The sequence below is a fragment of the Stenotrophomonas sp. SMYL8 genome, from assembly GCF_036320065.1.
In the GTDB taxonomy this organism is placed as follows: domain Bacteria; phylum Pseudomonadota; class Gammaproteobacteria; order Xanthomonadales; family Xanthomonadaceae; genus Stenotrophomonas; species Stenotrophomonas maltophilia_A.
In genome coordinates this window covers 50,714-64,423 of sequence record NZ_JAWIRR010000018.1, presented here as the reverse complement: position 1 = coordinate 64,423, position 13,710 = coordinate 50,714, and the positions used below count along the sequence as shown (strand labels likewise).

The window sequence follows — 13,710 nt, the reverse complement described above, 5'->3', positions numbered from 1 at the left end:
GGGTGTGCTGGCTGCCCTGGCCTTGCGGCGCGAAGCGTATGGGTCGTGCCGGCCGCTGGCCGGCAACTGCATAGGAAAACGCCGGCCAGCGGCCGGCACTACCCGTGAACGAAGGTCATGGCATGATGTCCGCGCGCCTCCGGCGCGATGACATGGAGTCTGCGATGGCCTGGTTGTCGCTGCTGCTGTTCCTGCCCTGGTTCCTGCTGCTGGGCAGCCTGTACTGGCTGTTCCCGCGCCAGCCGCGTACCGCGCGGCGGCGCCTGTTCGACAGCACCACCCTGGTGCTCGCATTCGCGCTGAGCATCGTGTCGATGCTGTGGGGCTACCGCATTGGCGTGGTGCAGCCGGGCGCCGGCCCGATCTGGCCGCAGGTGCTGGCGGTGCTGTACGCCTACGGCGCGTTCGGGGGGGGTGTGGTGGGGCCCGTGTGGCGGCGGCCGGTGTGCGCCTTGCGCCCCGACTGCCCGGTAGTGCCGGCCGCGGGCCGGCACTACCCGACCAAAGCCGCATCGAACCCGGGCCGCCTGCGCGCCTACCATGGGGGTCTGTTCCCGATCCTGCCAGGTGCGTGCCGATGATCGCCGACCCCAGCATCCACACCATCGATACCGGCTTCCAGCGTCCCGACTTCGACGCGGCCTATCTGATCGTTGAAAACGACCGCGCCGCGTTCGTCGACTGTGGCACCGGCCTGTCGGTGCCGGCGATGCTGCAGGCGCTGGCCAACGCGGGTCTGGCCGTTGACGCGGTGGACTGGCTGCTGCTCACGCACGTGCACCTGGACCACGCCGGCGGCGCCGGCCTGCTGATGCAGCAGCTGCCCAACGCAAAGGCAGTGCTGCACCCGCGCGGTGCGCCGCACATGATCGACCCGACCCGGCTGATTGCCGGTGCCACGGCGGTGTACGGTGCCGAGGAAATCGCGCGCAGCTATGGTCGTATCGAGGCCATTCCCGAACATCGTGTGGTGGTGGCCGAGGACGGCCACCGTATCGACCTGGCCGGCCGCGAGCTGGTGCTGCTGCACACCCCGGGTCACGCGCTGCACCACTACTGCGTGTGGGATGCGCGCAGCCGCAGCTGGTTCACCGGCGATACGTTCGGCATCTCCTACCGCGAGCTGGACAGTGCGCAGGGTGCTTTCATCTTCCCCACCTCATCGCCGGTGCAGTTCGATCCGGAGGCGATGAAGGCCTCGATCCGGCGCATGCTCGATTACGCGCCGCAAGCGATGTACCTGACCCACTACGGTCGTGTGGAACAGGTGGAGAAACTGGCCGACGACCTGTTCGAGCAGATCGATGCGATGGCCGCCATCGGCCGCCAGTGCGATGGCCGACCGGACCGCCACCGCTGCCTGCTGGCCGCACTGCAGGCGCTGTACCTGGAACGTGCACAGCTGCATGGCTGTGCGCTGGACGATGCCGCGGTGACCGCTGTTCTGGCGATGGACATCGAACTCAACGCGCAGGGCCTGGCCTGCTGGCTGGACCGCATCAGCAGGTAGATCCACGCCACGCGTGGATGACGTGGACCCAGGCTGCGCCGTGATGTCACGACCACGTTACACTCTGGTGACTTCCAAGCTAGCCGTGGTACTGCCGTGAATCCGATGCGCGTGTTGCTGCTGTCGTCCTGCCTGTTTGTCGGTGGCCTGGCCCATGCGGCCAACGACCTGCCCGGCGGCGGCATCGATCCGCAGGCACTGTCGCGCCATGTGCGCGTGCTGGCGTCGGATGAATTCGAGGGCCGCGCGCCGGCCACCGAGGGCGAAGAGCGCACGGTGCAGTACCTGATCGAGCAGTTCCGCAGCTATGGCCTGCAGCCGGGTGGCGTGGATGGCAGCTGGGTGCAGCCGGTGCCGCTGGTGCGCGCACAGCTGGAGGGTGCGGCCAAGGCCAGCCTGTCGCTGAAGCAGGGCAAGCGCGCGCTGGCCAACGGCGTGGACGTGACCCTGCAGAGCCTGCAGCCGCGTAAGCGAGTGCAGATCAAGGATGCGCCGCTGGTGTTCGTCGGCTACGGCATCGACGCGCCGGAACGCCAGTGGAACGACTACAAGGACGTGGACCTGCACGGCAAGATCGCCGTCGTGCTGATCAACGACGCCGATTTCGAAGCCGATGCACCGGGCGCGTTCGACGGCAAGGCGGTGACCTACTATGGCCGCTGGACCTACAAGTTCGAGGAAGCCGCACGCCGTGGCGCCGAGGGCGTACTGATCGTGCACGAGACCGCGCCGGCCGCCTATGGCTGGGCCACGGTGAAGAGCTCGGGTACCTCGCCGCTGTTCGACATCGAACGCGGCCAGGCCGAGGCGATGGCGCAGCACACGCCGCTGCGTGGCTGGATGCAGCGCGAACTGGCCGAGGCGATCTTTGCCGACGCCGGCCTCGACTTCGATGCCGAGAAGCGCAAGGCGATGCGCGCCGACTTCCGCCCGGTGGCGCTGGACAATGCAAAGCTGAGCGTGGATTTCGCGCTGAAGCGCGAGCAGGTGGTGACCCGCAACGTGGTGGCCAAGCTGCCCGGTGGTGAACACGCCGACGAGGCGGTGATCTTCTCCGCGCACTGGGATGCCTTCGGCATCGGCCAGCCGGACGCCAAGGGTGACCGCATCCGCCGCGGTGCGATCGACAACGCCACCGGCGTGGCCACGGTGCTGGAACTGGGCCGGGTGTTCGCCGCCGGCCCGCAGCCGCAGCGCACGCTGTACTTCGTGGCACTTACCGCTGAAGAGAAGGGCCTGCTGGGCGCCAGCTACTACGCCGCACACCCGCTGGCGCCACTGGACAAGACCGCCGCAGTACTGAACATCGAGATGTTCAGCCCGGATGGTGCGACCCGTGACATCGCGTCGTGGGGCAAGGGCCGGGTCTCGCTGGAAGGTGACCTGGAACGCGTGGCCAAGGCACGCGGCCGCAGCTACAGCCCGGACCCGAACCTGGAAGCCGGCTTCTTCTACCGTGCCGACCATTTCGCCTTCGCCCGCCTGGGCGTGCCGGCGATCACCATCGGCCCGGGCCTGGACAAGCTGGACGGTGGGATTGAAGCCGGCCGCGCGCTGCGCGAGAAGTACTTCGCTGACTGCTACCACCAGGCCTGCGATGCCTGGACCCCGAGCTGGGACCCGAGCGGCCACGCCGCCGACACCCTGCTGGTCTATGACCTGGGCGCCGAGCTGGCCAACAGCCGCCGCTGGCCGACGTGGGAAAAGGAATCGGAGTTCCGCGGCGCGCGCGACAAGAGCGAAGCGGCCCGCCGTTGAGGTCGTGCCGGCCGCTGGCCGGCAACTCCCGGCTCTTTCCGGAGGTTCATGAGGTTGCCGGCCAGCGGCGCCCCCCCCCCGGGCCGCCCACCCCCCGCCCGTTCCCGGGGGGGGGGGGGGGGGCCCCCCCGCCCCCGGCACTACCGGCGCTGGCGCAGCAGCTTCCAGGCGCCCCAGCCACTGGCGGCGAGCGCTGCCAGATAGCACGCCAGCATCGTGCGCAGTCCAACCGGCGACCCTGCATTGATGCCGCGGTGCAGGCGCAGCTGCAGCGAGCTGTGGCCGCTGCCCAGGTCCACCGCCAGCTGTAGCGCCAGCGCGGCGCAGAACACCAGCAGGGCGATCCCGAAACCGATGCGCGGCCACGCGGCCTGCGCGTTGGGGCGGCGCAGCAGCCAGGCCAATGCCGTGGCTGCGGCCAGCGTCGCCGCGATCCACATCAATGGCGTGGCGGGAGACGCAGCGGCCACCGGCAGTGCACCGGTGGCCGCGATCAGGGCAACGCGCTTACTTGCGGGTGCCGTCGAGCCAGTTCGGGCCCTTGTTGGTGAGGAAGAACACATAGACCACCAACGATACCGCGATCGTGGCGGTCACGTAGATGGCGAACCAGTCGACGTGGCCGGTCTTCAGCGCACCCTGGTACAGCAGCGGGGCGGTGCCGCCGAACAGCGAGTTGGCCAGCGCGTAGCCCAAGCCCACGCCCAGTGCGCGCACATGGGTGGGGAACAGCTCGGCCTTCACCACCGCGTTGATGGAGGTGTAGCCGGTGAGGATGACGAACGCCATGGCCAGGGTCAGGAAGGCCAGGGTGGCGTCATGCTGGTGCGGCAGCTGGGTGATCAGGTACCAGCTGTACAGCACGCCGCCGACGCCGAAGAACACCAGCAGGGTCTTGCGCCCGATGATGTCCGACAGCCAGCCACCGACCGGCTGCAGCACCATCAGGAACGCCAGCACGCCCAGGTTGATCAGGGTGCCGGTCATCGGGTCGTTGCCGGCGAAGGCGCTCTGGATCATCTTCGGGCCGTTCACCGAGTAGGTGTAGAAGGCCACGGTGCCGCCGGCGGTGATCAGGAAGCACAGCAGCAGCGGCCGCCACTGGTGCACGAACAGTTCGTACATCGAGCCGGACTTCTGCGCCTTGCCCTCGCGCGCGGCCTCGATGGACGACTCCGACAGCGATTCGTCCATGCCCCGGCGCAGCCAGAACACCACCACCGCGGCGATGCCGCCGATGCCGAAGGCGATGCGCCAGCCCCACTCGGAGATCTCCGGCTTGCCCCAGAAGGTCAGCATCAGCAGCAGGGTCAGCTGGGCCAGCACGTGGCCGCCAACCAGGGTGACGTAGTGGAAGGAGGACAGGAAGCCGCGGCGGCCGGGAATGGCGGCCTCGGACATGTAGGTGGCGCTGGCACCGTACTCGCCACCGGTGGCGAAGCCCTGCAGCAGCCGCGCGAACAGCAGGATCACCGCGGCCCAGATACCGATGCTGGCGGCGGTGGGGGTGATGGCGATCAGGAACGAACACAGCGCCATCAGCGTGACCGAGACGGTCAGCGCCAGGCGGCGGCCATGGCGGTCGGCGAAGCGGCCGAAGAACCAGGCACCGATCGGGCGCATCAGGAAGGTCGCCGCGAAGATCGCCCACACGTACATCGTGGAGTTCTTGTCGTCGGGCGAGAAGAACTGCGATTCGAAGTACACGGCGAACACCGAGTACACGTAGACGTCGTACCACTCCACCAGGTTGCCGGCGGAGCCTTTGAGGGTGTTGGAGATCGACCGCCGCAGGGCGGCGCGGTCGTTCGCGGGGACAGCAGGTTGGGACGTGGTGCTCATCTGGGTGGGAATCCTCGATGCGGCGCGTCCGTGCGCAGGGAAAACGGCGCACGGCCTTGGGGCGGCGCGGCCGGGCAGCCCTCTTGGTACTGCATCGACCGTCAACACGGGGTAGCAGACCAGAGCAGGGTGCATGGATGGATGACAGCGTGCCACCGTATGGGGTCCCGGACCATACTCAAAACGTCCTAGAATCCGCGTTCCCCCGGCTCCCTGGTGTGTCATGTCGGCTCCCCCCTCTTCGTCTGCGGCTGCCCCCCGGGGTGGCCTTGTCGCGCTGGCACTGCTGCTGGTCTACGTGGTCTGGGGCTCGACCTACCTGGGCATCGCCAAGGCCCTGCACGGCGGCGCGCTACCGCTGACGATGGTCTCCGGCAGCCGGTTCATCATTGCCGGTGGTCTGATGTTCCTGGCCTTGCGCCTGTTCTGGAAGATGCCGAACCCGACCCTGCGGCAATGGCGCAACCTGGTCATCATGGGCGTGACCATGCTGGTGCTGGGCAACGGCATGGTGGTGCTGGCCGAGCGTGAGGTGTCCTCGGGCCTGGCCGCCACGGCGGTGGCCTCGGTGCCGCTGTGGATGGCGCTGTTCTCGGCGCTGCGCGGCCAGCACGCCAGCCGTGGCGAGTGGCTGGGCATCGCCATCGGTTTCCTGGGCGTGGTCTGGCTCAACGCCGGCAGCAGCCTGACGGCCTCGCCGACCGGGCTGGTGCTGCTGCTGATCGCGCCGATCGGCTGGGCCTTCGGTTCGGTGTGGGCACGCGGGCTGGATCTGCCGGGCCCGTTCATGACCGCTGCCGGGCAGATGCTCTGCGGCGGCGTGCTGCTGGTGCTGATCGGCCTGGCGGTGGGCGAGCGCCCGACCACGCTGCCCGATACCGGTGGCCTGCTGGCGATGGCCTACCTGTGCGTGTTCGGCTCCATCGTCGCGTTCACCGCCTACGTGTGGCTGCTGCAGAACGTGCGCCCCGCGCTGGCGGGCAGCTACGCGTACGTCAATCCGGTGATCGCGGTGCTGCTGGGCGCACTGCTCAACGGTGAACGGTTCGGCTGGCGCGACCTGTTGGCGATGGTGGTGATTCTTCTGGGTGTGGTGGTGCTGACGATGGCAAGGACGAGAAAGAAATGAGCATGGACGAGAAAGAACAACGCCGGGGCCTGCTGGTCACTGCGTCCACCTTCGTGATCTGGGGCCTGGTGCCGGTGTACTGGCACCTGCTCAACGAGGTGCCCTCGTTCCAGATCATCGCCCACCGCATCATCTGGAGCACCGTGCTGGTGCTGGGCTGGCTGCTGATCAGCTCGCGCCTGGGCTGGTGGCAGAAGATCGCCGCACAGCCGCGCGCGCTGCCGATCCTGCTGGTGTCGAGCCTGACCATCGCCTTCAACTGGGGCCTGTACATCTGGGCGGTCAACGCCGGCCATGTCATCGAGACCAGCCTGGGCTACTTCATCAACCCGCTGGTGAACGTGCTGCTGGGCGTGCTGGTGCTGAAGGAACGCCTGCGCCGCCTGCAGTGGGTGGCGGTGGCGATGGCGGCGGTGGGCGTGGCCTGGCTGACCATCGACGCCGGCACACCGCCGTGGATCGCGCTGGGCCTGGCCTGTTCGTTCGGCCTGTATGGCCTGTTGCGCAAGCTGGTTTCGGTCGACCCGGTGGCCGGCCTGGGCGTGGAAAGCATGTACCTGTTCCTGCCGGCGCTGGCCTTCGCGATCTGGGCCGAGAACGGCCATGGCGGCGCGTTCTTCCATGGCTGGGGCTGGCGCAACGACCTGCTGCTGATCTTCGGCGGCGCAGTCACCGCCGTGCCGCTGATCGGCTTCGCCTACGGCGTGAAGCGCATTCCGCTGTCGCTGGTCGGCATCCTGCAGTACATCGCGCCGAGCCTGCAGCTGCTGCTGGGTGTGTTCTTCTTCCACGAAGCGTTCGACACCGCAAAGGCGATCGGCTTTGCCGCGATCTGGGCCGGCCTGGTGCTGTTTGTCGGCGACAACATCCGCACGATGCGCGCCAAGCGCTAGCGCCGCGCCTGCTCGGCTGACACGTGTGCACAAAAAAGAGCGGCGCCCCGAGGGGCGCCGCTCTGCTTCCATCCACAGCCAGGAGAGAGTTGGCTGTGACGGGAACGCGGTTGCAGGCTTAGAAGCGCTGCTGGTACTTCATGTACATGAAGCGGCCGATGTCGAAGCCACCGTAATAGGTGAAGCTGCTGTTCGGCTGGCTGTACATGATCGGACCCTGGTGGTTGAACACGTTGTTCACGCCCAGCGACACGGTGCCATCCCACGGCAGGCTGTAGCGCACCTGCAGGTCGTGGAAGGTGTTGGAGCCCACCTTGTTGGTCGGCGATGCACTGGTGTACGACGAACTGAAGCCCGGCAGGTTGCACTCGTCCATGTACGAGCACTTCTCCTTCATGCTGGAGTAGTAGCGCGCGGTCCAGCCGATGCCGAGGTCGCCGTACTGCCAATCCAGGTTGAAGGTCGAGCGGACGCGGAAGTCGCCGCCCCAGCTGGTGCGCTGCTCCACCGGCGTGGTCGCGGCGTTGTCGTTGCGCTGCTTCAGGTAGTCGGTGTAGGTAGTGTTCCAGTTGACGGCGAACTGGCCGAACGTGGTTTCCGGCAGGCGGTAACGCACGTTGATGTCATAGCCGGCGGTTTCGCGGAAACCGGCATTGACCAGCGAGCGGTCCAGGCTGTTGACCTGGCCGTTGCTGCCACGGGTGAAGCGGCCACAGGCGGCGTCCGAACCCTGCACATAGCACTGCTCGAGAATGCTGTTGGTGGTCTCGGAGACGATGGCGTTGTTGATGCGGATCTTCCACCAGTCGAGGCTGACATCCAGGCCGGCCACGAAGTCCGGGCTGTACACCAGGCCCACGGTCCAGGTCTTGGCGGTTTCCGGCTTCAGCGCCGCGTTGGAACCCGAGTTGAAGTCGACGGTCGACTGCTGGCCCGGCTTGGTGGCAACGGTGCCATCGCTGTTGAGCTGGCGGAAGTTGGCCGGCACCTTCAGCGCCTGGCAACGGGCAGCAACGGTCGGGCTGGTGGCCGCGGTACCGAACGAGGTATCGCACGGATCGGTGAACGAATCGCGGGTGCTGACGGTACCGCCGTACAGGTCATCCACGGTGGGCGCACGGAAGCCGGTGCCATAGGTTGCGCGGACCAGCAGGCTGTCGATCGGCTTCCACTTCAGGCCGAACTTGCTGTTGGTGGTCGAGCCGAAGTTGTTGTAATCCGAGTAGCGACCGGCCACGTCCAGCGACAGTTCGCGCGCGAACGGCAGATCGGCCAGCAGTGGCACCTGCAGCTCCAGGTAGACCTCGTTGAGCGAGTAGTCGCCACGGGTCGGCTGGCCGCTGGTGCCGGTAATCTCACCCTTCTGCACCCGCATGTCCGGCGTGTAGCTGGCTTCTTCGCTGCGGTGCTCGAAGCCCATCGCGCCCATGATGTCGCCGGCCGGCAGGGTGAACAGCGAACCGGAGATGTTGGCGCTGGCCACCTTGGTGGTGCTCTTCATCTTGTCGACGAAGCGGGCGAACAGGTAGTCCTGCACGTCCTGGTTGCTCAGCGAGCCCGGGCCGGTGTAACCCATCGGTGCAGCCGGGTTCCACGGCACGCAGCCGGCGATCACCGCACCCGGTGCGCCGCAGCGGGCCACGTTGCCATCCATGAAGGACGGGCCGACGGCCTGGTTGACGTGCGGCTGGTACATGCTGCCGGTACCGATGCGCTCGCCTTCATTGCGGTTGTACATGTAGCTGACGTTCCAGTCCCAGTACCGCGAACCGGTTTCGAAGCTGCCTTCCAGGCCGATGCTGGCGCGCTTGGTCTCCAGATTGTTCTCGGTGCCGCGCGGCAGCTCCTCGGAGCGGTGCGCGAACAGCACGTCCTGGCCCCACAGGTTGAACGTGCTGTCCTTGGACAGCGCGGCACGGCTGCCGTTGCGTGCCTGCGCGGCGCTGACCGAGTACGGGTAGCCGGCCAGCTGCTTGGTCGATTCGCGCTTGCTGTACAGCGCGTCGGCGACGATGCGCAGGTCGTCGGTGATCGAGAAGCCGCCGTTGGCGAACACCGAGGTGCGCTCCAGGCCGGTCAGCAGGCTCATGTTGGTCTTGCTGTTGGCACCATTGGCCGGATCCGGCGCGTGGAAGTTGCCCTTCTGGCTCGGATCGCCGCCCGGGCCCACGGTCAGGTTCTTGCCACCGACGGTGACGTAGCCCCACGGGGTGTTGCCGTTCAGGTTGTCGGTCGGGTGGCGCGGGCCATTGGGATAGCGGCTGAACTCGCGATCCTTGCCCAGCACTTCGTCTTCCTTGGTGCGCTCGGCACCCACAGTGAACCAGCCGCGGTCGAAGGTCTTGCCGAAGGTGGCGCTGTAGGAACGCTTCTGGCCGTCACCCTGGCCGTACTGGCCGACGTAGACGCTGGCTTCGCCACCATCGAAGTTCTTGCGGGTGATGATGTTGACCACGCCGGCGATCGCGTCCGAGCCATACAGAGCGGATGCACCGTCGGTCAGCACTTCCACGCGCTCGACAATGGCCGACGGGATCGAGGCCAGGTCGGAGTAGCCGCCGGCGCTGACGCCCATGCGGCGGCCGTCGATCAGCACCAGGCTGCGTTCCGGGCCGAGGTTGCGCAGGCTGACGTACATGCCGCCGAAGTCGCGCGAGGAGGTCAGCGAAGACGCGCGGCTCATGCTCGGCGAACCAGCAGCGGGAATGTCCTGCAGGATGTCGGCGACGTTGACGTAGCCCTTCTTCTCGATCTCGGCGCGGTTGAGCGCGATCACCGGCTGTGCGGTTTCGACACTGGCCTGGCGGATGCGCGAGCCGGTGATTTCGATGCGGTCGAGGGTGGTGGTGGCGTCGCCGGTGCTCTGTGCGAAGGCGGGGGTGGTGCAGCTGGCGGCCAGCGCGATGACGATCGCGTTGCGCAGCGGATTGGTTTTCAGGGACATCCGTGAAATCTCGTGTTTCAGAAAAAACATGCGCCCGTTCTGTGGGCGCGTGGGGTGCTGCAAACCAACGTGGGGGGCGCGATTCTAGATTGTTTCCATTCGTAACTGTTTGTCTCTACGCCACGGATGTGCGCGAAAATGAATCGCAACCAACAATCCACAGATGTGATGTGCGCAACGTCACGTGCGTTGCGTTGGCGATGGGCAGAGGCATCGATAGCGGCGGATTTCCCGCAATCTGTAGCAGTGCGTGTGTGCAGGCATCCATCCACGCATGGCGTGGATCTACTGGACGTACTGGTTCATCACCCGGCCTGGATGCATCGCCCTCGGTAGATCCACGCCATGCGCGGATGACGCGCAAGAAAAAAGGGACGGAGCCTTCGCTCCGTCCCCCTGCGTGATGCGCAGTCCACCGCTGCGTGACGCTCAGGTTTCGCGCAGCGCCGTGGTGATCGGCAAACGTGCCGCGCGCAGTGCCGGGAACAGGCCGCCGACCAGGCCGATGCCCAGCGCCCATTTCAGGCCGGTCCACAGCAGTTCGGGCGACACATGGAACTTGAACACCACTGCACTGAAGTTGCTGCCGATGGTGGACACGCTGTAGCCATTGAACAGCAGCCATGCCACCGCGCAACCTAGCAGGCCGCCGAGCAGTGCCAGCAGCATCGTTTCCAGCATCACCGCCGTCACCACCGGCAGGCCGCGGAAGCCGATCGCGCGCATGGTGGCGATCTCGCGCGCGCGCGTGGCGACCGCCGCGTACATGGTGTTGAGCGCGCCGAACACCGCACCGACCGCCATGATGGTGCCGATCACCTTGCCGAGGATGTCGATCAGCTTGGTCAGCCCGCCGCCCTGCTTGCTGTAGTAGACGCGGGTGGTTTCCACGTCCAGTTTCAGGCGCGGGTCGGCGGCGACGGCGGCCTTGAACTGCTCGAAGCCGGCCCTGCCATCGGTGCGCACGCTGATCGACTGCCACGCACTGCGCTGGTAGGTGGTGGCCAGCGTATCGGCGTCGGTCCACAGTTCCGAATCATGCGCGTCGCCGGTGGCGAACACACCCACCACGGTCCAGGTCTGGTTGCCCAGCGTCAGCGTCTTGCCCACATCCAGATCGCGGAACTGGCCCTTGGCGCCCTGGCCGACCACGATCTCGCGCAGGCCGGTGGCGAACGTGCGGCCTTCGACGATCTTGATCTTGTCATGCACCGCCCACGCCTGCGGGCCGACGCCACGGAACTGCGCGTTGACGTCGGTGCCATCGGACTTGGACACCAGGTTGACCACCTGCGACAGCTCCGGTGACAGCAGCGGCCGGCCTTCGGCATCGCGGCTGATGCCGGGCAGAGTGGACAGCGTCGGCACCTGTTCGCGGGTGATGACCGAGTTGGTTTCGGCCTGCGAGCCGCCTCGCAGCACGATGGCAGTGGTGTCATCGCCGGTGTTGTTGAGCGTGGCCTGGAAGCCTTCGCCCATCGCCAGCATCGCCACCAGCACGCCGACCACGCCAGCGATGCCGACCACGATCACCGAGGACGCACCCCAGCGCTGCGGCAGGCTGGCCACGCCGATGCGGGTGGCGGCCAGTGCCAGTCGCCCACCGCGGGTCAGCAGCAGCCACAGTGCCACCAGCACGGCCACGGCCAGCACGCCGATCCACGGCAGGCTGATCCACAGCACCAGGCCGATCACCAGCAGCAGCACCGTCACGCCGTTGCCCAGCCACTTCTTGAGTTTGCTCTTGAACATGTCTGCGTTCTCCTCAGCGGCCGGCCAGTGCGTCGACGATCTTCAGGCGCTTGGCACGCAGCGCCGGCAACAGGCCGACGATGATGCCGATCACCACGATCAGGCCCAGCCCCATCAGCCAGGTCGGCGTCGGCACGTGCGGCGGCAGCATGCCCATGCTCTTTGGCCCGATCGCCGGCAGGATCAGCGCAGCCAGGCCCATGCCGATCAGGCCGCCGAGGCCGATCAGCAGCACCGACTCCACCATCACCAGGGTCAGCACGGTGCTGTCCTTGAAGCCCAGCGTCTTCAACGTGGCCAGCTCCGGCACGCGCTCGCGCACGGCCTGCGCCATGGTGTTGCCGGTCAACAGCAGCAGGGTGAAGAACACCGCGCCCATGATCGACGTAACGATCATGCCGATGTCCGCGAACTGCTTGACGAAGGCCTGCTGGAACGCCGATTCGGTCTGGGTCTTGGTCTCGTGGTCGGAGTTGGCCGAGATCGCGTCGATCGCCTGCGCCACCCGCGAGGACTGGTCCGGGTTGTCCAGCGTCACCGTGTACCAGCTCACCTGGTTCTTGATGTAGTCGTTGGATTCATCGAAGTACTTCCAGTTCATCATCAGCTGGCGTTCTTCGTTGGCGGCCAGCGCACGGTCCTTGGAGCGGTAGATGCCCTTCAGCTCCAGCGGCCAGTCGTTGCTGCCGCCACGCGGGAAGATGGTTGCCTGCAGCGGGATGGTGTCGCCGATCTTCCAGCCGAACTGCTTGGCCAGGGTCTCGCCGACGATGGCACCGGTGCGGGTCTGCTTCCAGTCCTCCAGCTGCGCCGGGTCGATCTGCAGCTCGCGGTAGACATCGAAGTAGTTGGGTGACACCGAGAAGTTCGGGAAGAAGTTCTTCGGATCCTGGTAGATGCCGCCGAACCACATGCCGTAGGCCACATCACGCACACCGGCCACCTGGCGGATCTGCGTTTCCAGGCGGATCGGCAGAGACTGGGTGATCGACAGCCGCGACGCCACCACCAGGCGGTTGGCGCCTTCCACGCTGCCGCCGGAGGTGAATGCCACGCGTACCGAGTCGAGCATGCCGAACAGCAGGAACGCGGCCACCACCGACAGCAACGTCAACAGGGTGCGGGTGCGGCTGCGGAACAGCTGCGCCCACACCAACGAGAAATATTTCATCGCCGTGGCCTCCGTCAGTGGGCCAGCGGCGCGTCGGCCAGCTCGCCCTTGTCCAGGTGCACCGTGTGCGTGGCGTACTCGGCGGCCTTCGGGTCATGGGTGACCATGATGATGGTCTTGCCGTGCTCGCGGTTGAGCTGCTGCAGCAGGCCGAGGATTTCCTCGGCAGACTGGCGGTCGAGGTCGCCGGTCGGTTCGTCGCAGATCAGGAAAGTAGGGTCGGAGACGATCGCCCGCGCGATTGCCACGCGCTGCTGCTGGCCGCCGGACAGTTCATTCGGGCGGTGGCTGCGGCGGTCGGCCAGGCCGACCAGGGTCAGCGCGATCTCGGCATTGCGGCGGCGCTGCGCGGCATTGAGATGGGTCAGCAGCAGCGGCAGCTCCACGTTCTTCTGCGCGGTCAGCATCGGCATCAGGTTGTAGAACTGGAACACGAAGCCGACGTGGTGGCTGCGCCAGGTCGACAGCTGGCCGCCGCTCATCTGGTCGATGCGCTCGCCTTCGATGCTGATCTCGCCGCCGCTGGGGTTGTCCAGGCCACCGATCAGGTTGAGCAGGGTGGTCTTGCCCGAGCCGGACGGGCCCATCAGTGCGACGAAGTCGCCGCTGGCGATGTCCAGGTCGATGCCGTGCAGCACCTGCACTTTCTCGGGGCCACGCTGGTAGGTCTTGGTGATGTTGCGCAGTGAAACCAGGGTCGACATGGGTGGT

Annotated in this window: 10 protein-coding genes and 1 pseudogene; 5 read left to right on the top strand and 6 right to left on the bottom strand. The window is 66.8% G+C overall.

Features of this window, described 5'->3' with window-relative positions; translation table 11 throughout:
- Positions 1-164 precede the first annotated feature (164 nt).
- The 3 genes and pseudogenes from V3B25_RS14670 to V3B25_RS14660 all read left to right on the top strand — a co-directional run.
- Positions 165-407: pseudogene (locus tag V3B25_RS14670) on the top strand (hypothetical protein); the annotation flags it as partial.
- Between the two features lie 170 nt (positions 408-577).
- Positions 578-1,510, top strand: coding sequence for an MBL fold metallo-hydrolase (locus V3B25_RS14665; RefSeq protein WP_329810893.1), 933 nt, complete (start codon positions 578-580; stop codon positions 1,508-1,510).
- Positions 1,511-1,615: 105 nt separating this feature from the next.
- On the top strand, positions 1,616-3,268 hold the full coding sequence (locus V3B25_RS14660; RefSeq protein WP_107431391.1) for a M28 family metallopeptidase: 1,653 nt from the start codon (positions 1,616-1,618) through the stop codon (positions 3,266-3,268).
- A gap of 140 nt (positions 3,269-3,408) precedes the next feature.
- Here V3B25_RS14660 and V3B25_RS14655 read toward each other — a convergent pair whose 3' ends face one another.
- Together V3B25_RS14655 and V3B25_RS14650 are read right to left on the bottom strand one after the other, a co-directional pair.
- Positions 3,409-3,708, bottom strand: a complete 300-nt coding sequence (locus V3B25_RS14655; RefSeq protein ID WP_189721196.1) for a hypothetical protein — start codon at positions 3,706-3,708, stop codon at positions 3,409-3,411.
- Between the two features lie 67 nt (positions 3,709-3,775).
- Positions 3,776-5,110, bottom strand: coding sequence for an MFS transporter (locus tag V3B25_RS14650; protein ID WP_010486964.1), 1,335 nt, complete (start codon positions 5,108-5,110; stop codon positions 3,776-3,778).
- A gap of 223 nt (positions 5,111-5,333) precedes the next feature.
- Here V3B25_RS14650 and yedA point away from each other — a divergent pair, with 223 nt between their 5' ends.
- Entirely contained in the window at positions 5,334-6,239 is a 906-nt protein-coding gene (gene yedA, locus V3B25_RS14645) for a drug/metabolite exporter YedA (protein ID WP_032128174.1), read from the top strand.
- Positions 6,236-7,132: an EamA family transporter RarD gene (rarD, locus tag V3B25_RS14640; protein ID WP_032128173.1), complete on the top strand. Its 897-nt coding sequence runs from the start codon at positions 6,236-6,238 to the stop codon at positions 7,130-7,132. The genes yedA and rarD overlap by 4 nt, the downstream gene beginning before the upstream one ends.
- A gap of 118 nt (positions 7,133-7,250) precedes the next feature.
- Here the strand turns inward: rarD and V3B25_RS14635 are convergent, their stop codons facing one another.
- The 4 genes from V3B25_RS14635 to V3B25_RS14620 form a co-directional block, all read right to left on the bottom strand.
- Positions 7,251-10,076 carry a TonB-dependent receptor gene (locus tag V3B25_RS14635; RefSeq protein ID WP_049421439.1) on the bottom strand — a complete coding sequence of 942 codons (2,826 nt, stop codon included), beginning with the start codon at positions 10,074-10,076 and terminating at the stop codon, positions 7,251-7,253.
- 429 nt (positions 10,077-10,505) lie between these two features.
- On the bottom strand, positions 10,506-11,828 hold the full coding sequence (locus V3B25_RS14630; RefSeq protein ID WP_329810892.1) for an ABC transporter permease: 1,323 nt from the start codon (positions 11,826-11,828) through the stop codon (positions 10,506-10,508).
- A gap of 13 nt (positions 11,829-11,841) precedes the next feature.
- Complete coding sequence (locus V3B25_RS14625; RefSeq protein WP_049421437.1) at positions 11,842-12,999, bottom strand: ABC transporter permease; 1,158 nt, start codon at positions 12,997-12,999, stop codon at positions 11,842-11,844.
- A gap of 14 nt (positions 13,000-13,013) precedes the next feature.
- Positions 13,014-13,703 carry an ABC transporter ATP-binding protein gene (locus V3B25_RS14620; RefSeq protein WP_004137569.1) on the bottom strand — a complete coding sequence of 230 codons (690 nt, stop codon included), beginning with the start codon at positions 13,701-13,703 and terminating at the stop codon, positions 13,014-13,016.
- Positions 13,704-13,710: the final 7 nt, after the last annotated feature.